18 protein-coding genes are annotated in these 25,200 nt (G+C 40.5%); all 18 read right to left on the reverse strand.

Features of this window, described 5'->3' with window-relative positions:
* Window positions 1-7: 7 nt before the first annotated feature.
* The 18 genes from Xind_RS05895 to Xind_RS05980 all read right to left on the reverse strand — a co-directional run bounded on the left by Xind_RS05895 (window position 8) and on the right by Xind_RS05980 (window position 25,197).
* The gene (locus Xind_RS05895) at window positions 8-4,822 is read right to left on the reverse strand and encodes a cytotoxic necrotizing factor Rho-activating domain-containing protein (RefSeq protein WP_187649648.1); all 4,815 of its coding nucleotides are present in this window, start codon (window positions 4,820-4,822) and stop codon (window positions 8-10) included.
* A gap of 237 nt (window positions 4,823-5,059) precedes the next feature.
* The gene (locus Xind_RS05900; protein WP_047684531.1) at window positions 5,060-5,956 is read right to left on the reverse strand and encodes a YwqJ-related putative deaminase; all 897 of its coding nucleotides are present in this window, start codon (window positions 5,954-5,956) and stop codon (window positions 5,060-5,062) included.
* A 140-nt stretch (window positions 5,957-6,096) separates the two neighbouring features.
* Complete coding sequence (locus Xind_RS05905) at window positions 6,097-6,405, reverse strand: LysR family transcriptional regulator (protein WP_047684528.1); 309 nt, start codon at window positions 6,403-6,405, stop codon at window positions 6,097-6,099.
* A 361-nt stretch (window positions 6,406-6,766) separates the two neighbouring features.
* On the reverse strand, window positions 6,767-7,621 hold the full coding sequence (locus Xind_RS05910) for a hypothetical protein (RefSeq protein WP_187649649.1): 855 nt from the start codon (window positions 7,619-7,621) through the stop codon (window positions 6,767-6,769).
* Window positions 7,622-7,719: 98 nt separating this feature from the next.
* Window positions 7,720-8,307, reverse strand: coding sequence for a Pvc16 family protein (locus Xind_RS05915; RefSeq protein ID WP_231571536.1), 588 nt, complete (start codon window positions 8,305-8,307; stop codon window positions 7,720-7,722).
* A gap of 75 nt (window positions 8,308-8,382) precedes the next feature.
* Window positions 8,383-10,479, reverse strand: a complete 2,097-nt coding sequence (locus Xind_RS05920; RefSeq protein ID WP_187649650.1) for an ATP-binding protein — start codon at window positions 10,477-10,479, stop codon at window positions 8,383-8,385.
* A gap of 15 nt (window positions 10,480-10,494) precedes the next feature.
* A complete protein-coding gene (locus Xind_RS05925) occupies window positions 10,495-12,117 on the reverse strand; it encodes a contractile injection system tape measure protein (RefSeq protein WP_187649651.1) in 1,623 nt (540 codons plus the stop codon).
* A gap of 98 nt (window positions 12,118-12,215) precedes the next feature.
* Window positions 12,216-13,448, reverse strand: a complete 1,233-nt coding sequence (locus Xind_RS20105; protein ID WP_222941739.1) for a tail fiber protein — start codon at window positions 13,446-13,448, stop codon at window positions 12,216-12,218.
* 45 nt (window positions 13,449-13,493) lie between these two features.
* Entirely contained in the window at window positions 13,494-16,382 is a 2,889-nt protein-coding gene (locus Xind_RS05935; protein WP_187649652.1) for a hypothetical protein, read from the reverse strand.
* A 2-nt stretch (window positions 16,383-16,384) separates the two neighbouring features.
* On the reverse strand, window positions 16,385-18,565 hold the full coding sequence (locus Xind_RS05940; protein WP_187649653.1) for a hypothetical protein: 2,181 nt from the start codon (window positions 18,563-18,565) through the stop codon (window positions 16,385-16,387).
* 84 nt (window positions 18,566-18,649) lie between these two features.
* Window positions 18,650-19,078 (reverse strand): hypothetical protein, encoded by a 429-nt coding sequence (locus tag Xind_RS05945; protein WP_187649654.1) that lies wholly within the window; start codon window positions 19,076-19,078, stop codon window positions 18,650-18,652.
* Window positions 19,075-19,497, reverse strand: a complete 423-nt coding sequence (locus Xind_RS05950; protein ID WP_187649655.1) for a GPW/gp25 family protein — start codon at window positions 19,495-19,497, stop codon at window positions 19,075-19,077. The genes Xind_RS05945 and Xind_RS05950 overlap by 4 nt, the downstream gene beginning before the upstream one ends.
* Before the next feature lie 10 nt (window positions 19,498-19,507).
* Window positions 19,508-21,124: a phage baseplate assembly protein V gene (locus tag Xind_RS05955; protein ID WP_187649656.1), complete on the reverse strand. Its 1,617-nt coding sequence runs from the start codon at window positions 21,122-21,124 to the stop codon at window positions 19,508-19,510.
* Window positions 21,124-21,810: a CIS tube protein gene (locus Xind_RS05960; protein WP_047684497.1), complete on the reverse strand. Its 687-nt coding sequence runs from the start codon at window positions 21,808-21,810 to the stop codon at window positions 21,124-21,126. The genes Xind_RS05955 and Xind_RS05960 overlap by 1 nt, the downstream gene beginning before the upstream one ends.
* The gene (locus Xind_RS05965) at window positions 21,807-22,004 is read right to left on the reverse strand and encodes a DUF5908 family protein (protein WP_047684494.1); all 198 of its coding nucleotides are present in this window, start codon (window positions 22,002-22,004) and stop codon (window positions 21,807-21,809) included. The genes Xind_RS05960 and Xind_RS05965 overlap by 4 nt, the downstream gene beginning before the upstream one ends.
* Window positions 22,001-22,459: a phage tail protein gene (locus Xind_RS05970; RefSeq protein ID WP_047684491.1), complete on the reverse strand. Its 459-nt coding sequence runs from the start codon at window positions 22,457-22,459 to the stop codon at window positions 22,001-22,003. Before Xind_RS05970 ends, Xind_RS05965 begins: the two co-directional genes overlap by 4 nt.
* Before the next feature lie 15 nt (window positions 22,460-22,474).
* Complete coding sequence (locus Xind_RS05975; RefSeq protein ID WP_187649657.1) at window positions 22,475-23,683, reverse strand: phage tail sheath family protein; 1,209 nt, start codon at window positions 23,681-23,683, stop codon at window positions 22,475-22,477.
* A 65-nt stretch (window positions 23,684-23,748) separates the two neighbouring features.
* A complete protein-coding gene (locus tag Xind_RS05980) occupies window positions 23,749-25,197 on the reverse strand; it encodes a phage tail sheath family protein (RefSeq protein ID WP_187649658.1) in 1,449 nt (482 codons plus the stop codon).
* Between the last annotated feature and the right edge of the window lie 3 nt (window positions 25,198-25,200).

Raw genomic sequence — 25,200 nt, forward strand, 5'->3', positions numbered from 1 at the left:
CAAAAAACTATTCTTTCAGAATAAATTCTTCACCGGATAGTTTCTTAAACTTCACATTTTTACTCGCACCTCCACCTATATTGATTAATAAGTCCTCACTGTAGACCTTAATTTTTATTTTACCGCCATCCTTAGTTAATAAAGCATAGGAAAGGCCAATCCTTGGGTTGTCAGCATCAGCTAATGCCTGATTATAATCAAATATACTGACATGAGGATTTTGTTTCATAATTCGTGTTGTCTTACCTGCTGAAATACTCTTACCAAAATAGGTAATAACACTTTTTTCATATTGAGAAAATATATCAACAAGATCGTCATTAGACATATCTTCTCTTCCCATATTGTCAGGTAACGGTTTATTAGTTAATTTAAGATGATTTTCATATAAATTTGATACGCCATCACGACTCGTTAACCAGCCTTTATCCCCGACACGCTGCCCTGCATGATAAACATAGAAGTAGCCACCCTCAACGGCATAAGCCACTGTACATCCACATAATCTACCCGTAGTAATAATCAACGGCTTACCTTCTTTTATCTCACTTAGTGGCATTTTAATGGCCACTGTACCAGAGTGACCATTAACCACATTGATAAAGTTAACGTTATCACTCAGTGTAAATTTATCTCCCCATATTCCAGGCCTCGTACCATCGGTAGCTTTCGACGTTATGGCACTGCCTTTCCAAGTATTCATTACACCACGTAACTGGCCATTGTCATTCATCATGTCGTCCATGCTGAAAAGTTTACTGGCTGGCATAGAAATGATTTTATCATTCCTGATATAGTCAAACTTAAGATTGATATTATCAGTGCGGCTTCCGGTTGCGAGTCCCCTTCCTTCTAAAGGGCTAATATCACCATGTCTTAACTTCCCAATATCGGTATTTTCAAGTTCCATCGCTTTACCAGCATTTCCGCCGTTAAAGTCCCATAATAATGGCTTATTGGGTTCACGTTTCCAGGTATCGTATTTCTTAACAAATGCATGATAAAGGGCAGGACTAGTATCAATTAAACTGATTAATACTGTCATATAAGAAGAATTATCAGGATTTTTCCATACCCGCTCATTGGAAATCGCCAGCCTGTCTTTAGCCAACTGTTTTATGGCGGTTTTATTCAGCTCAGGTGCATTTAGTAATTTGTTAAAAACATCCGCCCCCCAACCATGTGCAAATACTTTATGCATCATATCCATATCACTAATTTGGGAATTCCTAAGTAATGGATCAGTTAGAGAAACCAAAGTGGAAATATCCAGAGAATCCCCTTGCATTCTTGGGTAATTAAAATCAGGAGAATCCTTATTAATGATATGGTAGCTTTCATGAATCAATGCCGTAGAAACAAAATCTTCAAACTTTTCTTTTGGATATTTCAGCCGATTATTAGCATCTACGATACCATCGATAAACGCAGTAATAGGTGTCTGTGTATGGCTGCTACTCGCAACATGATTAACATATTGGGTCTCAAAAAGGACAAAAGGATTTTCCATTTTATAGCCTCCCTGATAGACCATATCTGCGGAAGCTTTAAACTTATCCAGAACTTCACTTTGCTTTTTGATATTAGCCAAGTACCTGGCTTTAAAAGCATCAGAAGAGGAGCCAATAAAAATCTCAAAAGCCTTATTCACCTTTTGTACATCATCGGGCTTAGTACTTTTAACACGATGACTCGCTTTTCTTAATGTATTAATTGCTTTATCTTTTGCTGTCCAAACAAGTGAACGTATTTTTCGTGCCTGTTCCTCAGTGAGATGGGAAAAATGATTTATTTTTTTAGATGGATATCTGAGACTCCCCCCTTTTAACCCCACATCTGCATGTGTTTCCCATAAATTATTACTATTCAATCTGACTGGCGTTGCATAACTAAACTGACCGGGATGTTTAGGATCAATCACTCGCCATGTGTTATCCCAATTATCCCATTTTACCCGATAAACATCGTCGTTCTGTTTAATATAATAATTAAACTCCTGCATTGTTTGTGCATTATCTGGCCTTATTTTATATATGCCATTTTCAGGTGATATGTTATCCAATGATACATCTATTTGCCGCCATTCCCTCTTAAGACCAGACGTGCTTTTTGTGAGTTTATCATCCAGAAAATAGGATTGAACAATATTTATTTTTTTCTTTTCATTATATTTTAACCTGTACTTTCTATCTAAAAACCATCTATCTCTTCTTATGAGATTTTCTAATAACCACGGTTTAGTCCCTGAACCAGGAATATTTTTTATATTCGTTTTGATTATTTGAGGGTGCCCCCTATAGTTTAAATTAATACTCTTAAATTTAAACTTATTAGTGATATACCCTCTGTTCTCTCTGATTATTTTTCCGCCTTGAACTATCTTCCGACAAATCTCCTTGTTATTGAAAACAGAATCCATGACTGTTGAAACAGCAAAATTAATCAAAGCTTCTTTTTGTAATGCCTGACTCTCCTCACTGGTATTTGCTATTGCAGACTGTATAAGAGGAATGACCGTATTAGCCGTTATAGAAGTTACATAGCCCGCCATCGGACTCAGAGGAAGTACCATGGAACTAGCATCAAAAATCTCCCTCAAGGCAACAAGAAAATAATCAGAAATAATTTCACTACTTGAATAACTTATTTCATCCATGTGTTTGGTATATTTATCAAGAAATTCTTCTAATGTTGTTCCAGATGAACCTGGCAGTTTATTAATACCCTCATTGATGTAATATTTTACATCTTCATTATTTCTAAATCCGCTAATATATCTTTCATAATCCACTGAAATATCATCCAATCCCTTTACAACATATTCAACATCACTATTCATTAGATATTTTATATCTTTATTTCTATACTCTGTCTTATTAAATTCTTTTTGATCTATTTTAAGAATTAATTCATAAACCGAGAATTTTTTAATTATAGTATCAGAAATATTCTGGCATGATACAAAGTGTCTATTTATTTTTAGCTTACACTTATCAGGTATAACGGGTTCAATTTTAAGCTCAACTTGTTGTTCTAAATTAACCCGACCGCCAGATAATGCGTTAACTCTAGATTGAATATACTCATAAGGTGCTAAAATCTTTTTAACCGTTTCCTCTGCGGTAAACAGCCTTTTAATTTTTTCAATAACAGCATGATTAAACTTATTTATTTTATTATTTAGATCATCAACTAATAAATCCTGTTTCATTTCATCTGTAATTCCATCAGGAAAAATAATCTTTTGTTTAATACTTTCTGATATATTTCCTTTTAACAACCCCATAATTGGAATTTGAATATTACTACCTTCCACTGCCAACGGAGTTTCTATGTCAATTTTTGAAATAAGATTATTTTTATGGCGCCATCCTTCAAAATAATCAATGAGTATAAAATCATTTAATTCTTGATTATGAGAAACAGATTTATGATACCAGTTTGATTCATAGCCATATTCACCTTTTAAATATCGCAATGTAGAAAGATGGTATTTAGCAATGTTTAATATCTGCAAGTTACGGCGTTCTTCATCACTATAACTTTCACGTACTCTGTCTTTTATTTTTATTTCTTCCTGTACCAGAGTCAGGAAAGCTTTTTGATATTCAAATTCTGATTTACTCTGGTCATGAAATTTTTTATGATTTCTTTCATCTTTTACGCCAACGGAAGATAATATCTTTTTTGTTTTATCAATGCCTGCTTTATATATATCTAATATTTTTTCAAATTCCTTCTGTTTTTCCTCAATAGTTTTTAAATCATTGTTCGCTACTCTTTCTTTTTCTCTTAATCCATCAAGTTTAATATTCAGCTTTTCAATATCATTAGCCAAATTATTACGGATATTTTCAATCTCAGATTTACTCTTCCCTATAACAGAAAAATCATACTCATCAAGTAAAAAATTAAGATGTTTAATTTTTTCACAATATTTCTCTTTTGTCTTTTTAGTTTTCGATAAAACTTCTTTAGCATTTTCAAAACTTCTATTTAACCTGGTTCTTTCCGCTCTTATATCATTGTCATCTCCTGAGATCTCAGTTTGGAGAAGGCTTTTATACAGATCTTGTTGTATTTCTCCAGAAGAAAATGCCACAAGATAAGTATCTAAAAGAGATTCACTAAGCGGTTGTTGAACAATATCTAAAATTTTTTGCTCATCTGTACGTTTATGTTTACGCTTATTGTATATTTCTTGCTTTGCCAGTAATATATAAAGCGCTTTTTCCAGATCATTACCTTCATGTGCCTGGAAAAATTTTATTGTAAGTGCATGATCAAGTCTATTCATAAGATCAATAAATTTTAATTTCGTTCTTACAGCAAAAATATTCTGTAATTCTTTCTTCAATAACTCTCCTATATTATCTGGGTATTGAGTATATTTGAACATCGACTCTACAATATAATTATTAATATCGATTCTATTTTTTAACTTCCAAGACTTCTCTCCCCTTTTTGATTTACTGCTTAAATATGAAATACGTAGTTTGTCACCTCTGGAATTTGAAATATAACCACTGGTCAGATTTTCATTAATTGGCTTAAAACGCCAATAAAGTCCATTCACTAAAATAAAATAATGTATTTTCCTGCCATTATCCATTTTTTCAGAGGTGAAACTTAAACCTGGAGGGGTTATAGGAGGTAACTTTCCTTCACCAGGCTGTATAATTTCACAATTCTTCCATTTATTTTCCGTCCACCATATAATCGAACGCGAAACATTATTTTTACCTTTACCAGAGATATTCTTCTGATTAACTGATTGATATTTTTTCCCCGGATTTAAAATAATAGATTCATGAAATGGCATAATAACTTCCTCTCTTTAATTCATTATGCAAGTGTAGATACTAACTAATTTTTATATTTTATGATGAGTAGTTTATTCTCTGGTGATTTCATCAACTCAGTTGCTGGCTTATGATGAAAACAGTATGGCGAAATCACAAAACCATACTTTCAGGAAAGGCGGTAGAAGAAAAAAAATTTGATGAAAAATGGTCACTTTTCGGTAATAAACATTTTCCAGATTCACAAAAGAAATCATTTAATGACTTAATGACTGGGAACGATGGCGTTTTGCGACCTGATTAGAAAAATTGCTGCCCGCACTGCTAACCACTCCCGTAATCACATTAGCCGGTGATTGGATAATCCCCGAACAGTTATGACAGGCCGGGAAGTCTTGTCCAGCATTTGCAGTGGTTAACCGTTTGGTGAAAATTGATGATTGAAGCATGGCCTTGTCATAACGGGCTGGATTGAGAGGTTCATTCTGATCTGCGGCAATAAATATCTGGTTCAACGCTTGTACTTCAGCATGCAGGCCGGCAATACCTGCCATTGTTGGCAAGATGCCCCCGTTATGTGCGATATGTTCTTCAACCAGACGTTGAGTCATCGGGTGTAGCGTTTGCCCATTTTTTTTATACATATCCTTCAATCCTGTAATAAAGTCAGAAGTCTTTGTTACCCGATATTCATTTGCCATATTATTTCTAAATATATCTTCGATATCATAGGCAAGTTTATTTCTCCGTGGTCCTATCGGTCTGTTTATTTCAATCGCTTTTTGGGGAATGAGTTCCACTCCCTGAAACAATTTTCCGGGGGCTAAGTTATGATTATTGTCTTTAAAATTAACAAAACTATCTTGATAAGTGTTGTTATGTAAATAGCCGGCATGGGCAGCAAAGTTTTGTAATGCCTTTTTGGTATATTTCTTTTTCTCTGATGGTTTTTGCTTGGGCGGCGAAGGTTGTTTGGATTCTTCAAGAATTGAATCTGTTTTATTCTGGAATTTTATCATGACAGAAGACAGGTCGCGCTGATAGGCAGCAGAGACTCCCGCTGTATCGGGTATATCCAGATGCAAAGCTTCCAAAGTTCTATTTAATTCTGATTTCTTTTTATAAATCATTTTGTTGTCATAACTGTATGTCATTGTTCCCTCCGATTCTTAATTAAAGTTTGTTGATATTTAAAATAAATAAAAACCACTATGAATTAATTATTCATTTCTATTTTATTTTTTCACCATTTTATCTAAAGTTAATTAGAAGAGATTGCTTATATATCTAATGATTACATTAAATCATTATGTTGGTTCCTATAAACAGGATAATAAAAAGATTTATGTTCCTTATAATCATTTTCGATATTTTTAAGTTGTTCATAAATTGATAACACTTTATTGTATAGGCACTCTCCTTCTTCCGTTAACACTAATCCCTGGCCTTTTCTGACAAAAAGTTTTACACCTAATGAGAACTCCAGTTTTTTTAAGCTTCGGCTAATTGGCGACTGGGTGATAAAAAGCTCCTTTGTTGCCTTATTTATTGATTTATTTTTGGCTACAACAATAAAGTTTGCTAATTCTTTTGAAAGAAACACCTGAACTCCTTTTTAAATGCAATAGGGTTTATTCCTGGCATTATAAAATATTAGTGAATTGTTACATTGTTATTTTAATTAAATAATCTGATGTAGTAACTCATCAAAATAAAAATCATTAATTATGTAATAATCATATATATACATTAATATTTGTCAATAATTTGCTATACAATTTATTGTATTTATCAATATAAATCTTAATTAAAAATTTCTTATTTAAGATCAATAGAATGTTTATTATACATAATAGATCAACCTTATTATTCATAAGTTTTATTTAAATATCTTTATCACAAAGTGTGACTTATAGACGATATTATTATGTTAAAATCAGGTGAATTATTAATTGATTAACTAATTATTTTTTATAAGGTTTTAAACTACTCATTGGAATAGTCGTTAAAAATGACATTTCAGCATCATTTACTGGCCCATGATTCAGAGCAATGACTGTTGCATCTTCCAAATTTTGCGTATCAAGAAGAATGGAGGGTTTCATATTGCCCGTTCTTCCATTTGGCAATGGAATCAATTTTCCTTTATCTACCCCAAACTCATAGAGTTCCATTGATATTTCATAAAGTGGCGCCCCTGAACTTTGTCCACCAGCCTCAGTATTGACTGCGGTAGAAACCCAAACCGTCGAGCGATCTTTGGTATATTTTATAAAGGTGGAAAGATCACTCAACTTAGGTGTTCCCGCTTTCTTCCATTTATTAATTTCATCGATAATATGTTTAGGCAAACTTTCTACATTGTCACTACCCAAGAATACGCTGGCAAATTTTCTCGCTTTTTCACTATCAAGATGTACCCAAGCCTTAAATCCCTCTGGACTACTTTTTTGTAACTCTGCAAAACTCCGGTTATCAGCGCGATATAGTGTAAATGGTTTTTTTACACCGTTTGCGGGCACCGGGGTTGATGTTGGTATCGCTTTTGGCGTTTGTGTATTACTGACAGATGTTTTGGTCGTCGTGCTGGCGGGGATGTTCACCGCAGAGGCTACAGGTGTTTTTGTTGCCTGTTGAAAGGGGACTGCTCTCAAAGGACGTGAGGCAATACGTGGACGCACAGCTTGCGCGTCAGTCTGCTGAAAGTTTTTCCTCAGCTCCGCTATTTTTGATGTTATGACATGTTCACCATTGACAGTATCTTGGTCAGGACGGGGGGATTGATTTTTCTTTTCTTCTTTCTGTTTTAAACTATACATAATAATACTCCGATTTAAATAAACGGTTATTTAAAGATTCATCAAAATAAAAATAAATTTCGAAACTTCATTAATATCTTTCAGATCATTCTGTTGGGTCATATTTGAGTTTTTATCACTTGTTCCACTGTAGAAGAAATATCCTTCACTGGAGTCACATTATCTTGCCCATCGGTGAGGCTAATCGGTATTGTCACTGAATAATTCAGGGAAAGCCGCGGGCGATTCCCCAGTGACTGCCAAAAATTGCCTAAACTGTTTAAACTTTCTTTCGGCGGTACAACCTGAGTGTAAGCGCCGGGAATGCCCGTCAATTGGCGGTTATTAATTAATGCCTTTAAAACTTGTGACATAACTTGTGTTGCCTGATTATCAGGTTGGCTCTCAGAATGGTTGGGATCCGTTGCAGGTTGGGTCGATTCCCAATAGGTAATCAGGTAATTACATTTAATATTGACCCAACCCGGTAATAATTTCCCCGAAGCAGCATTAAACACCCTGGATTCTGCTGAGCGAAGTTGTAGATCTTCATGGATATCATAAAGAAAAACACTCACCATCGCATCAGACTGTACGGTATCCAGTTCAGGCAGATCAAAACGGATCGCAACTTCTTTATCCAGATATTTTTTCAGAATTGCCTTCATTGCCTTATTGACATCGATAATGGTTTGCGTTTTTAACATAAAAATTTTTCCTCAATTTATTATTGTGATAACTATTCATCCATCAATGTATTTTATTTTTAGCTATTTTTATTTCTATGATTTTTGGAAATTCAATCGCCCCACTTTGGCTAATTCGCGTGATAATGCGATTTCAATATTTTTATTATTGACTTCGTTATGGTTATTCTCTGCGGCAAAAAGTGAAGACAATAAAGCGATATTGCGAATATTCGCCCCTGTTACACTTATTTTTTGCGCTAAGTTATCGAAATCCACATCTTGGGCGACTTTTATATTTTCAGGCCAAATTGTCTGCCACATTTTCTTACGGATAGTTTCATCCGGGTAAGTAAAGCGGGTAATAAAAGTAAAACGTCGATTAAACGCATTATCTAAATGATTGCGGTTATTCGTCGATAAAATCACTAAGCCCGGAAAATGTTCCATACGTTGCAGTAAATAAGAGACTTCAATATTGGCATGTCGGTCTTGTGCATCTTTAGTTTCGCTGCGCTTGCCAAACAAAGCATCTGCCTCATCAAAAAATAAAATACCGGTATCATTTTCTGCTAAATCGAAAATACGAGATAGATTTTTCTCTGTTTCACCGATGTATTTATTTACGACGGTCGATAAATCCACTTTGATTAAGTCAACACCAATGTCATTGGCAATCACTTCTGCCGCCATCGTTTTTCCTGTACCGGAATCACCATAAAACAGGGCACTGATACCGGTGCCATAACCCACCTTATCTTTAAAACCCCCCGCCAGAACTTTTTCCCGATGCTTAATTGCCGTCAGTATTTCTTGTATCTGTTGAGCAATGTCGTCGGAGACTAACAAGTCTTTTAATGAACGTTTAGGGATAATGCGCTGCGCTAATTGGCCGAAATTCTGTTGAGCGCGTAAATTGAGTGCCTTGCGAATATCACATTGCTGCAAGATACCCGAAGGATCTCGCTGTTGTTGGTAAAGTTTCGCTTCTTGTAAAATGAATGGCAGGGTTACGGGATTAAATGCGTAACGTTGGCTTAAGGTTATTGCGTCAATATCATTGGCACAGTGATTGGGTAAACGAGCCGTCAATAATCTCGCTTTTTCCACCGAAGTGAAAACGGGCATTTCAATCAGCAATGTCGATATCTTTTTCAACCACACTAGCGGCGAATACGGTTCGACCAGGCAGATCACTCTTAATTTAGGCTGGCTTAATAAGGCTGACAGAGGTTCCAGCAAGTGTTTATTCTGTTCTGCAAATAAGCAAAAGTTTCGTAGCAATAAGCAGGCACCACGCATACGAATTTCCCGCAAAATGGCTTTTATATGGCAAAACAGGGTGTTGTCATCGTTATCCGTCAATCTGGCGATATCCACAAGCAGCGTTTGTCGTTGTTCCGATGCCATCATATTAGCAACGGCATGGGATCTGGCACTATCAGCCATGCCCCGCAGTAAAATAACGGGCCGGCTATCATCATGATCAGATAACAGTACATTAGCCAATGCTTGTTTTAAGCCTGCTGGATAATTGCCGATTTCTGTGGGCGTTATCCACGCAACATAATGTTCCAGAGCAGGTGCAATATAGTGATGCCCAAGTAAAAAATGATAGACGCCGCTGTCTGTGATAAAGGGTGTCTGGAGCCAGGACAATGTTTTTTGACGGCTATCAATAGATAACAGTTGGCAGCCAATCAGGGGAGCCTGGTGTAAAAAACTGGCCTGCTGTGCCTGTTTTTCCAGTATTGATTGGCAAAACAGTTCCAAAGCCAACGCAAAAGTGGGCAGCCGGGATTGTGATTCTCCCTGAACCAGCGCAAACAGGTGATAATAGCGGTTATCAAAATGGGGCAGTAAACCTAACAACAAAACATCCCTTTCAAAATCAGTCAGTTCAAAATGTGTCATCAGGTCAGTTAATCGGGAAGCGACAGGAGTGATGGTGTGCGGTATTGTCAGGCAATCATCGTTGAGCCAATGAGGTTTACCCAGTGGGTTATCCAGCCTGTTTATCACATCTTCTTCGCTTAACAGAAATTCATCAAGGAGGTCACCTTTCTGGCCTGATATGCAATGGAAATGGTATTGAAGAATGAGATCGATACGTTCCAGTTGGCTATATAAGAATGCTAAATGAGGGTCATTATGTTGTTGAAATAAATCAGGGAAAACAGGCGCTGTATTCATAAATTGTTGCTCAGACTAATTGACGGTATTTGATGGTGATAACCACGTTATGGTGACAGGGTGCTGCAACCAACTAAAGCTCGCTATATTCATTGGCCACGGCCATTGGCTTATCAGTGCATCATACACTTCGGGTTTAATATGAATATTCGTCATACCGTTTAATTCACTTAATTCCCCACAACGTTGCAGAAATAAGTGCCGCACATCATTTGCACCCATTTTTTTCCAGGCCGGAAGTTGCACGATGGTTTTTTCCAGCCATTGGTTGATGGCAATTTGTTGTTCTGGTTTTGGGGTATGCCATAGCGCGTTATCATGAATGGGTACTCCACAAAGCACCTTATTGAGCGTCAACCGCCATGCGGGTATTTCTTCTTCCGCCCAAATCAGCCAGTCAAGTAAACAAACGGCCTCTCTTTGTGCTTCAAGGCTGATAAATTGATTCTTTTCCAGTAAACCAAAGGCACGGAAAAATGCGGGCAATAACGGCCACAAAATTATGCAACCGGCGTTGCTGATAGGTAAAACGGATTGTGCCGATGACGTTTGAATTCTATTACTCGGTTGCGTGGAAGGTATTTGCGCTGATAAAACCGATTTTAGTGATTCCCTGTGTCGCTCTCTATTTTGTAAGGTTAGATGACTTTGTTTTACTGTCGCCTTTATCAGACCATAATGCTGTTGTGTGGCTGCTGGCTGATGGTGTGTTTGCCTGTGCTGGAGTGCAAGTGGGGAGATTGCATCTGCCTGTATATCGGCTTTATTGTGAGTTTGTTTTAATAGATGGCTCTCATTCTGGGTAATATTTACCGTGGGTGTTTGCTTGATTTTAGTTTGTAATGTAATTGCTTGTTGTGTGGCATGGGGATATTTCATCTGATGTTGCAGATAATACTCCGCCGCTAAACTTAATTTTTCTGGTGTCACTTTTTTATCTGTAATTACCTGCGCTTGCGAATGAATAAATTCAGAGGTTGCTGTTTCAGTGAATAACTGACAAAGCATAGCAAGAATGTCTGGCTGGCACAGTTGCATTAAGCGACTTAGCCCCGCAGGCTGTAAGCAGTGTTTGGCTAACATAGGTAGCCATTGTTGTGGCTGGTGGTTAACTTGTTGCCATAATTTATTATCAATATTCACAATATTTGTGACGTGATGATTGTCGTTATCAGATAACCAGTTTCCCTTACGTAAGTAATGGTCTACTTTTTCTATCAATAGAATGTCAGTAGACATTGGGTAGGAAATATCATTTACTGATCTATCTATATATTTATCCACGAGTTTATACATTGATAACGGGTAAGCCCCTTTCTCCTTCCACGGAGTATACTCATAAGAATGATAATATTTTTGCAGAATTTTTCTTAACTCAGAATTTAACCTTATGGGGATTTCTGTTTCAAATGCATTAATATCAATATTACCTAAATCCACGGATATCTTTTCTAAAGATAATTTCTTATTTCTGTTTAATTCTAATGCTTTGATATTTTCTTTTATAATGAAGGATAGATTATCATTAAATAATGACGAGCATTTATCCATTACCTTTTCACCATAATAATCTGCTGACTCAATGGAGATGATAGTTTTGTGGATAATGCTATTCTTTTCTTTTTCTAATAAAGACATCAGCTAACTTAACTCCACTCCACAAATATAATAAGCTATATAAATTAGCAATGAGTATTTACTAAAACCCATTGCTACTAATATAAATTAAAAAATCATTAGAGCTTCATAATAAAAGCCAGAATATAATATGGTACAGTGACACTGTTATTATGACTATGTTCACCGCTGGTCAAGTCGATACCATGAGAATGTGGATCGCCTTTCCCAGAATTATATGTATATGGAGCATAAGTAATAGATGAAGTACCAGTATTTCCACCAGAGACATAAACGGTTTCACCTTTTTTAAGGCTTCCATCATGACAAAATTCAGAATGTATGTAAGTTTCTCCTTGCACATGGTAATGACTACCATTTTGCTCAGCGGTTAATCTATGCCCATCTGTTCTTCCTGATATACGAACGCTTTGGCTTTCCGATGTGAACGTAAATCTTTTACTGTTCTTATCGCCGGAAAATGTATTCGAAGATTTACCATGTATATTTTGTATTGTACCTCCCATAATAAATCTATTGATAAGATCAGGTGTTCCCTTAGAACCATCACACAATGCCCACCCTACTGGAATATCTTTTCCAGAAAACATCATAATCATGCCTTTTGGCAATACCGTGTTAGGATCGATAGCAACGCGATCAGCATCTATCTTAATACCGTTACCAGGTTTAACATAAATTCCTGACGAACCATTACCAATACCTCCATCCGTACGGATGTTTACATCCAAACCTTCACCACCAACTTTAACTCCCCAACCAGTAGAAACTTTTATTCCTGAACCATCAACTTTAATAGTCGAATCAGCCGAACCCACTGATAATGCACCATCTGAACTAAACTTCATCCCATTACCAGGTTTTATGGCAATACCATTGCTATCAACAACCAAACCTTTATTATCAGCCAGTTTCACTGCAACCTTATCACCATCTATCTTAAGACCATCTCCTGGAACAACACCTATTTCATGTGCCCCTTGATAAGTCATTAAACCATTGCCTACACCTACAACCAATACATCTTCATGCAATATTAAAGGGCTATGACGTCCATCGACATAACTTTCATCATTCTCACTTAATTTTAACTGTAAAAGCCCATCTTCGCCCAAACGCATTCCTTTTGCCGGGCCCTTTTGATTGGGAGCCTGTCCAGTCGCTTTACGCCCAATATCAGCAATATCAATTAATTGATTGAAATCGGTTTGTAAGGGAATACTGCCTTCTTTAAACTTATCTTTTAATTTATCAATATCAGGTCCAACACCTTTTGCGTCAGACAATGTTTGTTGTTCTTGTATTTTTGCAGAATAACGAATTTCTTTCATGGTTAACTCCATAAAATATTTTTAATTTAAAATTTTGATTAATCGCTAATTGTTTTTTTGTTCTTTCTCTTTCGGAATATAGAATAATTCGTTTTGTTTTATTCTATTGGTATTCCATTGTTCACCACTCTTACCAACAACTTCCTCTCTCTGATGTGGTGTGGCAATGCGCATTGATCCTATTCCTTTGAAAGGGGAAGGTAATTTACCCAGTGTCAAACTTTCCAGAATCGAATAAGCGGCATCCCCTAATGGTGCGCCATTATTTTGCCAACGTTGATACGTATTGCCGAAGTTTAAAAATGGCTCCCGATCCATCCAGTGAATAATCATGGAAATATGAGCAGGGAATTCGGTGAGAATGGTTTCCTTAACCCACTCTTCCAATTGATATGGATCAACTTTGAGCTCACGTGATTTAATTAAATCACTATTTACCACAACACTAATCACAAATGAGAAACGATCCGTACTTTCATATTCTTTACCCGAAAAATGCCAACTGTACCGCCAGGCTTCTTCTGCGGCAGGGAATGCCAATGTAGAATGTTTCTGACGCTCAATAACCAAAGTTCCCTTGATACGATCAAAGCTGATAACTTTTGCATACAATTTTTCTGATTCGTCAGAAGATTCTTGCTCCAAACCCACTCCCCCCAACTGTTTGCTCAGGGTAATTTCATTACCTACAGCAATCAGGGCCGGGAAAGGGGTTTGTGCTGTGCGGGTCAGGCGCCGCTGGTTTTCAGGCAATGAGGATTGATCACGATCATAGGCCAGCCGGTAGTTCATATCTTCCATCCATACCGGGCTATTTTGCCAGACGAGTTTTTTCCCTTTGGCGGCGGTCATGACTCGTTCCAGATTGTATTCCAGTTGAGTACTGTTGCTCACGTCCAGCCAAAACTGATCCCCTGCGATTTTAGTGATCATTTGACCACGCACGGTAAATCGGTTTTCGTTCTGTGCGCCTTCATAGAGAATTAAATCAATCACCTGACCCTGTATCAGTTTTCCATCAATACCGGCTTGTTTAATCACCAAGTAATATTGATCAGTTTGATTGTCCCTTTCTTCTCTCACCGAATCTGGCTGCTGCTCTTCATCAAACTGGCTGTTGGGTTTGACTGGCAGCAATGCCCGATGTTCTATCAGATAAAAAGGCAGTTTGCTCAGGTCAGGCTTTGGTTTAAATAATTCACCCCCTAACCCCATACGGGCAGCAATGCGCTTTTGTAGTGACGAAACTTGATCAATCCGAATATTGGCTCGGTGATAAGTTAATGTCGGTTGTTGAGCCAGATAACCTTGTTGCACGGCGCGAAATTCATTGATGTTGGTGGTAAAGGTACGTGGTGCCCGCTGAGTGCCAAAGTATCCGAGCAGATAATTGACAATATCCAATTCGTGATCGTTATTGTGTGCAAGCTCTTTTAGTACTTCCTTTAATTCGTGAGCGTAATTTTGGTGGGCATCATCATTGACAGAGCCTGGCTTAAACGGCCATTGATCGCCCCAAACTTCGTATCCTTCACGCTTAAAAGCTAATAATTTTGGCAGCATGGCAATTTGCTGACAGCCGCAAGCCAGCAATTGTTCAAATGGCAGCATAAATTGATGAAGTGACAACAGGCGTTGGGCGTGCTCACTTTCGGATAAGGGTTGTTGTAACTCATAGCAGGCAGGCAACATATCGCTGACGGGATAATAGCGCCCCACATCGCGATGCCGCCCATAAGGTAATACCACGGGTTTATTCTGAATCAAGGGGGACTTGGGTAAACGGTTCCGAATTTGTTGTTCATTCACCGTAACGCTGATCCCGCCTTTGGCAATCACCCTCAGTGGGCCATCATGTTGCGCCAATTGATGAATCGGATCTTTACCCCACAAACGAGGGTAGTAGCCTTCTTTTATTGACCATGACCAGCTATCCCCTTTAATCGGTTCAATCAGGGTTTTATTGAAACTGTCATCCAGCCGAAGGCGAATTACATTCTGAATCCCCTTAATCTTAAGCAGTTTATTCACCAGCCGGCTAAGATTGAGCGTGAGCCGCTTGGTATAATCACGGGCTGCCGGCAATTCAGGTATCCAGCCGTGTTCTAATCGTGGCCCTTCAAAGATTTCACCATTACTCATTCCCGCATCTTGTAATGTTTCGGTACTGAAACGCTGCGCCCCAGGCATCAGATACTGTTCTGCTGTGCTGTAGACGGCAGCAAAAATAACTGGGATATCTTGTACCTTTACATCATCATCCAGTTCAATATCCAGTAATAGCGGAAAATCAACCGGATTTGTCCAGATAATCTGACTAACCCATTCACCAATATTGCGGTTCTTGGTCAAAAAATCGGTTAATTGTTGGGTGGCAGTCGCCAAATTCTCCTGACTATAGCGAGTCGGTTCCAGATAAAGACAGTAATTCCCCCGCAACGTAAATTTTTTCGCCTCTTTACGCTCGACAAAGCTATATTCCCTTTTGCTGGCATCATACCAATAGGTATAACGTTGCGTTGTCGGTTCACGGACTAATTGCACGTTACGGAACAGAAAATCCCCTTCCTGTTCTGATTTTGTCCAGTCACGGCTATGCAGATCCAGCAATGCCTTGCGGTAATCATCAGTGGTGATGGGTCCGCAAGTCAGTGTATTGTGCGGGCCAAATTCAGCGGGAAAAATCCCGTCTTGCTGTTTCTGCTCATTGAGGAGCGGGGTCAATAAGTCTGTTAAAGGAAGAGTATGACGGTAAGACAAATCTGACACACCGTAGCTGAGTCCTTCCAAAAAAGTGATGCCGGGATCGTGTTCTTCTGTGTCACTCCACAGTTTTCCGGCCTGTTGCTCAACCACCTGATGAGCCTGTTCCAGCAAGGGATCAAAGTGAATAGCGTCTTTCACTTTGTGAAACAGTACATCTTTATCACTCATAGTTAATTTCCTCGGCATTGCCGCTTGTCTTCGGCTTCCCAGACTAAAATCAGCACTTCATTGTCTTTGGCTTCTACGGATGCGGTGATATCACTGTCTTTAGCCGCCTTTGACCGACACAGCGTCAGACAAGTGACCCGCTCAACCAGTGGCTGTTGCTGAATGGTTGCCAATAACTGGTAATAATTAATGCTGTTATTCAACATAACAGGACGTTGCTCATCGACACTCCAGGGCATATATATCTTACTGAGTTGCTGTCGTAGCTGGCGATAGCCAAAATCTTCATTAACGTCTGGTTTAAAAATAACCTGATAATTGATTTTTACATCAATGTATTGAGGATTACTGATCTCAATCTCAGCCCAGGGAGAGCCTTTTTGCTGTAACCATTCGGCCATTTCTTGCAGACGTGCCGGATTTAGCACCGGACGCAAAGGGTCATCACTGTCGTTATATCGATTGGCCGGAATAATCGTCAGTTGCTGTTTTTTCAGTGCGGGGACTCGCGTGAGTTCATCATGACCGGGATACTTAACATCAAAGATACTGACATAATGCTCTTTTAACAGTGTCGCCATATTGCCCCAGGTTAAGGCCCGGTTACGGTGGGACAGGTGTTGGGCTCCCCGTGCAAAAAAGGCACTGTTGGATTCTGGCACACGTCCGTTCCATGATGCCCAGGGCTGGTTAATCGACGCCACCACCATGATGGGTTCAACGGGACGCTGAATAGTACCTGCCGGTAATGGTGTTAAGAAATGGCTGTTGCTGATGCTATCGGCATTCGTCAATGTCGCTGTCATGGCGTTATAGATCAGGCCGCATAACCAGGGCGTCTTTCCCCATGAACCTTTGTGTGTGGGGATAACCATGACGGCCTTTAACCAGTAGCGTCCGGTTGGCATCTGGGTAATTTCTTTAGCAGAAGCATCCACAGGCAATACAACTTGCCAGATGCCATCTTGATACAGGGACTTGGTTTCATCTTTAACCCACGCATCTAATGCAACCCATTGATTCTTACTATTCAGGTAATACCAGGAAATGTTTTCGGGTTGCTGTGGCGATTTTAATTTCCAATACAGCGATAAGGTTTGTCCCAGTTTGACGTCAGTGATACCAAGGTATAACGTGGGGTTCTCTTCCAATGGTTCAATTTCAGGGCTATAACCAAAGGGAGTTAAGTGAAATGTCTTGAATGACGCTTTATCTATAGTTGCTTCTTGCACCTTTAGTGCGGTTACTGTAGGCAGTGGTTGGCTATTTTTTCCCTGTAGCCTGAGCACTGGCTCACTGAAAACAAAATCATCCAGATCCTCTGGCGCACTGATTGCTGGCTCTTTATCTGAAAGCGTTAGTGTAACCTCTTTTCCCTTTCCCTCAGCAGTCAAGATTAGCCACTGGTTTCCACTACTGATTTGAGCCACCAGATTTTGGCTATTAATATCTTTATCAAAAGTAACCGCTATCTTTCTCGTTCCTTCTTCCATCACCAGTTGTGCAGAAGTCACTAATACGCCACCCAACACAGATTTATCCGTATCCGTTTCACTGAATAACCGAATTCCATCAGATGGCAATGATAACTGTGCTTGTGAATCCCAGGGTGTCGCAGTCACCCAATGCTGTTTATCTTTATTGCGTAACCAGTACAGGTCACTGATATAGCCACGGTTTGCCAGCAAACTGGCATCCAGCGCATATTGCAGGGCATTGCCTTGTTCATCCTGTCCTGCTTCAAATAAAGTGCCTTTTGTGAGCGATTGTTCTGTGACTGTGGTATTCAGTTCTACAGATAAGGCAACTTGATCCGGTTGGGCCGGACGAGGAGATAACCCTAAAAGTTCCCGGTAATAAAGATTGCGATGCGCCGCCGGTAAGGTATTCAATAAGGATATTGGCGTTTCCAGTAATCGTAATACCGCTAACAGAAACGCTTGATGAGGTAATAACTCCCCATTGGCTTCGATTTTTCCCTGATATAATTCGGCAAGTTTCTCCGGCGTATTATTTGCCATAAAGAAAAAGTCATTCCAATGGTTATTGCCCTGATTGAAGGGAATTTTTTTCGTGTACTTTTCAATATATTCGAGTAATTGCAGACTGGTTCGATTATCTAATTTAAAATCGCTCATTGGCACCAAGTCTGACAATTTTTTATTTAACTCAGTTAATTCCATAATATCACCTGTATGGCACAGCGATTCCTCTGTGAATAAAGGTTTATTCACTCTGTTTAATTTCTTTTTAATTCAGCCAATGTCTTAATTGACGGTGGCAAAGTTTTGTTGGGTATTAAAACTGCCTGTACTAGATGAAGGCGTTAAAATATCCGTTGGCGGCTGAATATTACTATTATTAGTTTTGGCCGATTCACTAGGCTCAAACTTGGCTGTAAACTTTTTCCCTTTGAGAATTAGGGGGCCATTACTGGTACAGTTAGGGGCTTGTTGGCTGGCATCCAATGCACTGATGGTAATGGTTCCTGTTCCCGGTATTGTATATATTGGTGTGGTATATTTTGCCGTAACACGCACTGAACTCTCATCTCCCAGAACGCAAACTTTCCTGCCATTTATTTTCGCATGGCCTGTACCTTTGATTTTAATTGGGCCGGGAATATCCACCTGTCGATTCCCAAAGTTGGGTTCAAACTGTAGTATGTCACCATCTGTTACAATAGCTTCACTCATACCACCTCCATTCCCCGGCCTTCACTCAGCGGCAATGTTGCTTGGATTTGCTGATTGATATCGCTGCCCCGCAGGCGATACATGACTTGAATTTGTAAGGTACTCTGATTCTTTGGTGACTGACGAACCTGAATATCGGTAATATCTGCCCGTGATTCATAACGTAATACGCTGTCATGAATATGGGACTCAATTTCAGCAAACAGTTCGTTACGGATATTTTCAAATGCAAAATCATTTAATCCGCAGCCATAATTTTCACGCATCAGACGTTCCCCCGGATCAGTTTTGAACAGAATGTGCAAACTTTGGCGCACATCTGCTGCTCCTTCCGCCATTTCCACCCCCTTTTCAAGGGAAAAAGCGGGAGGAAAAGCCCAACCTCGACCATAGAGTTGTGTCAGTATTTGGTTTTCCATTGTTCACCTTTCACTGGGTAAGATTAATTTTGCCACCCTTGATCTCAACACTGTTTTTGCCAGACAGATTGAGCGATTTATCCATTTGGGCATTCATGGTTTGTGCTTTCAGTGTTAATTCTTTTTTCGTTGACAGAGAAATATCTTTATCCTGCTGGAGGGCTATTTGATTTTCTCCCGCATTCATTTGGATTATTTTCTTTTTGCTATTAATCATGATGTGTTGTTGAATTTCTCCTTTTTTCACCACCAGCATTTTTTCTTGATTATCTTGGGTAGGCTCTAAAGGTGCTTTATTTTTCGGGTTGTGCATTGCCCCCAGAATGACCGGATAACGTGGATCATTTTCAAAAAAGCCGACAATCACTTCATCCCCTGGTTCCGGGTAGAAACAAAAACCGCTTTCGTGGCTGGCGTAAGGTTTCCCCAATCGGGCCCATAAGAAGTCATTCGGACGATTCAATACCGGCAGAATAATCGGAATGCGGTTCAGGGCGGCTTTGTCTTGCTGATACTTTGCGACTGTCGCAATATGGAGTTCAGTGGCATCGGGCAACATCGGCAGGTGTTCCTGTTGTAAGCCAATGCTCAACGTCGTTTCCCAATCAATTCGTCGGTTAAAACGATGGCGAACCGCAGTAATGCTTGCCGTTCCATCCAATTGTGCACCGAATCCGGTTAATTGAATGTTGTCCCCTAACTGATAACGTCCATGACCTTTGAGCAAGAATTCACCTGTAACACCAGAGATACGCTGATTCAACAATAGCCCCTGTGCCAAATAGCCACTTTCCTGAGTCGTTAACGGGCTGCTGTAGCGAATGTCCCAACTTGCTTTATTTAAAGAGGCCAGCCTGTCAGGGGAGAGGGCGGCTTTACCCACGGCAACACTGCCGTGGCGACCACCCGATAATTCCTGTTGTTTGCTGATATCCCAACCACTGACTTCCAGCGAAGCGGGATTAAGATGGTTATCAAACTGCCAACTGGCATCTTTGACGATGATATCTTTTTTCTCATCCCCGCGGCTTTTCAGGGTATGGATTGGGTTAGATTTCAGGGAGTCAGGCTCGGCAAGCTGAACGCCTTCTGTCGTTGGCAACAACCACACACCGGTTGCCGATAGACGACACAACAGAAAACGCCAGTCTGAACAACGAAATTGCACCATTTGCTCATGTTTTTGATCTAATGCAGCAATCCGTCCAAAATGCGCTTTGATACCTGCCTGATTCAATAAGGTGTTCAGAATGGTTTTTTCGTTACTGGCCTTAAACAGTTGTGAGTGCTGAGTATCAACCATCAGTTGCAACCGATGTCTGACGACCAAAGTAAGCAATAATTGTTTATTTTTTATCTTCAACGTGTTACGGGTAATCAGGCCATTGAACAGTACCGATTTCCTGCCACTCTCAATCATTTCCAGCCGCAGAGTTTTCCCCACCTGACAATGCGCCAGTTCTGCTTGTACATCTGCCTGACTGAAAGCGGAAAGCGGTCTGTCTGGTAAGCTGAGTTTCAGCGTTGCACAAGGGATGCTGTTAACGCGGTAGTAGGTATCTGCATCAACGGCAGCCAACAGTGACAGCACCTTGCCATCTGCAATGATTTTCAGTTGATGGCTCATCAGGCGTCTCCTCTGGTGGCCTGCAATATTTCCCCCGGTACAAATCCGTTAAGATTATCCAGACCGTTTTGCCAGGCCAGCGTCAGGTAATCGACACCGCCAGACAGCGTTGAGGCTGTGCTGGCCGCCATCAGAGACAGCGAAACACCATCCTGTACCCGTAAGGCGATTTTCGCCGGTGATTTCAGGTTTTGTTCTGTCTCCTGTAAGACCAGACTTTCATCCGCCACCAATGTCAGGATGACCCGCGCCCGCAAAGGGGTAGCATCACGATCAAACAAGGTGTAATTGACCGATAAGCCTTTCGCTCTGCCGGCAAAATAGCCGCGGTTTTCCCAACGCATTTTTCCCCATTTAATTTGCAGGAATCGCGTTTCATTACTGGTGGCATCCACGCTGCACAATTGCTTAAGCTGCATTAGCTGAGCTTCAACAGGAGTTTTGTTGCCCGGCATCGTGGCGTCAAAGATCAGTTCAAGGGATAACCCTGCGGGCTTGGCCTGTACGTAAATGCTGCTCTGTTTTTCGCTATTAATCGCCTGGGATTGTTGATAATCCGTTTGATAATCCAGTTGCAAGGAATCGGGGTTATATAGGGCCTGAAGGGTGCCTGCCCGTATTTTTCCTTCCCGGTCTTTATAAGCGTTAATGGTCAGCTTCGCTAAACCACGTTCTATTAAACTCATGGACGCCACCCTTCCTCATCGCGTAATGCCGCTAACACTTCGCGTTTAATTTTTTCAACCCAAATGGCTTCATCCAGACTTTCCTGAATCAAAGAATGGCCTTGTTGAGCGGATTCATTCGTTTGTGTTGGTAGTGTTGGTGCGGATGAAACCACTTTTGCCTGAATAATTAATTCTCTGATTTCTACTGTCATACTTTGACTCCCAACCAGCACATATCCTGATAGCGCAGTTCAAGGGTATTCACCAAGATGGCGTTACTGTTCGCATCAAAGTCACTGGTTTGCCAGCGTACCGGTAAAGCGTTACTTAACGTCCAACTGGACAAAGGCAGTGAATTTTCGTTTAACAGCATAATCACCACATCTGCATAGGCGATTTTTTCACCGCGCAATACCCGATCAAACATCCAGGTCAAAGGAGAAACCGTCATCACACCACGCTCCAGCGTTAATGTGCCGTGTTGGATCTTCTCGGCCAGATAGTTATTGCGGGCGTTCTCGCCGCCTTGACTGTGTTGAGTGACTTGAAGTTCACGACTCAGACCAGAAATACGTTGAAAACGGATATCCAGCGGATCAGGAATACCATTAAAAATAAAACTCGCCATAAAGCGGTGGGATACCACAGGGGTGTAATAATCGTTCATTGTGCTCTTTCCTTCTTAAGACAAAAGCGCTCCCGTTTGGGTATCAAATACCAAACTGATTTCGATAAATTCAGCAGGAGACAAGACGGCCAAAGCAACTTTCATGATCATTTTCCCGGCACAGATATCCTCTTCAGTCATCGTTTCATTTACGCCTAACAACACAGTAAATGCCTCATCTTCCCGCGAGCCATACAAGCCGCCCTGTAACCACAGTTGCCGTAACCAGTTGTAACTTTGCCCCTTACATTTCATCCACGTCAGCTCGTTATTAGGCTCAAAGAGGTACATACGGGCCAATTGCGCCAAATGAACAGTGACATAAGAAACCAGACGTCGTGTTTGCAGGTAACGCCACGGCGAGCTATCTCTGTTTTCCAGTGTGCGGCACCCCCACACACGTATGCCTTTGCCGGGGAAAGTGCGGATCACATTGAGTGAAGCGCCATTGGCGTTAAACAGCACACTCCCTTGCAGATAAGACTTACCCGGCCGAATAACCTGAGAGAGGGCTATATTGGCTGGTGCTTTCCACACGCCAATTGCACTATCTGTGTGCTGGATAACTGCCGCAATCGCGGCGGTGGGAGAGAGCACGATATTTTGCAGGCTGGATATATCCTGATAAGTGGTTTCCAGACGAGGCCAATAAGCGGCTCCCCATTGGCGAAGCTCTGATGAGAGACCTTCCAGACATTGCCGGGCCTGTTCAACCTCATCCGGCGCATCCAGCAGCACAAAGAGATTGGCGCGGATCTGGCTCAATTTCAGTAGTGCCATCCAGCTTTCAGACCACAACTTGATCAAAGTGTGTTGATCATCAATGTCACTGTCATTCAGTCGGGCAATATCCGGTGCCAAAATCAGGGTAATCTGTGATTCCCCACCGATAGCTTCTGACACCGCATCAGACCCTAATGCTGTTATCAGTGCTTCGGCTTCTGCCTGGGTCATGTTTGCTGAGGGCATATTGCCTTGCAGCGGCAAAACAAAAGCCTGTTTCCCGCCATTATCGAAATAGTGTCTGACCGCCCATGCCATCAGATGATTATCACCAAAGAGCCGACTATATTCCACCAGATTGTCGATACGAACTGCGGTTTTTGCTTGTTGTGAATTGTGGGCTGTATAGCCGATAAATACCGGCACTGCGCCAGGTATTTCTTGCTGACCTGTAGCAATGATACTTTCTGTTAAAGTTACGCCCGGTTGAATTCTTTCCATCATCATCTCCTTTCATTGGGTGAGATAGGCACTGCTAATTCAGTGCCTGGTTTTAATCTCGGAGATTACTGAGCAACATCCTGCGTAAATTGCAGAACGATAAATTCAGCCGGTCGCACGGCGGCCAGACCAACTTTCATGATCATTTTGCCGTTTTTAATATCGGTATCAGACATGGTGATACCCTGACCAATATGGACAAAATAAGCCTCTTCCGGTTTATCCCCCATCAAGGCATTTTTTTGCCAGAGGGTATAAAGGTATTGATCAACGGCAGCTTTGGCACGCATCCAGGTCGGTTGGTTATTGGTTTCAAATAATACAGCTCGCAGTGCCTGACGGATATCGCGTTCAACAGAATTGAACAGACGGCGGACAGGAATATAGCGCCAATGGGTATCGTTAGTGTCGGTACAAGTACGGGCTCCCCAAACCATTATGCCTCGATCAGTAAATGAACGAATGACATTAATGCCTTTGTTATTCATGCTGCCTTGTCGTTCGTCATCGACTATATCCGTCAATCTTTTGATGCCGGTAAGTGCAACGTTGGCTGGCGCTTTCCAGACACCACGCTGGTTATCTGTTTTGCAATAAATTCCTGCAATGGCGGAACTTGGAGGAAAAATGAGTTCACATTGCTGTTTCTGCTGCAATTTGTCATTAATGTTCTGCGCCAGCGTCTTATCTTTTTTCCTGAGTTCATCCAGATTTTTCAGTTTATCTTTGCCTGATTCATCCTGATACCCACTGATAATAACGTCCTTATCGTCAGGCAAAGCAGATAATTTCAGGTTTGTTTCCAACAGAGGATAATAAGTGGCAACCTTAGCACCATTGCCTACACCAGGTGTCGGTTCACCATTGTGGCTATCTGCAATCAGAAAATAGCCTACTTTATCATCATCTAACAGTGGGCTGACTGCACCATAGACTTTATTTTTATAATTCCAATCTGCTTCTAGACAAACCAACAGCGTGATATCCCCTTTTTGTTCTATCACATTAGGAATGGAGGCCAGAGCCAAATCGTCACTGACATTGTTTAGTGGGTAGATATAACAAGCCCCACCCCCATTTTGAAAATAGAGCCTCAAGGCTTCTACGGCTTGAGATAGATTGACGTCCTCAATATTGTGAATCCATTTTTGGGGTTCTTCTTCCTCTGCCGAGAGAGTCTGAACGTTGGGAGTCTCCTGGGTTTCAGTCTCTTTATTTTCGATTTTTTCTTTCTTATCCTGTTCTTTTTCTGTTGCGCCTTTTTTTACGCCATCAGAAGAAGAAGAGGCTTCAAGACTAGAGCGGATGATAATTTCTGTCACTGGCGTCAAAGAAAAAGAGGAAGTAAATTCAAGCCAATTGTTGATACGAATACAGGCTTGGGTTGGCGCCGCCGTTTTTGGGGTAAATTTGCCGATAAAAACAGGCACGGCAGTTGGGCTGTTGCTAACAGACAATGCAAGGGATGCATCCTCTTCAATATAAACACCGGGCCCTTTTAAATTAGCTGGCATAAT

The sequence above is a fragment of the Xenorhabdus indica genome, assembly GCF_014467235.1.
GTDB classification, from domain to species: domain Bacteria; phylum Pseudomonadota; class Gammaproteobacteria; order Enterobacterales; family Enterobacteriaceae; genus Xenorhabdus; species Xenorhabdus indica.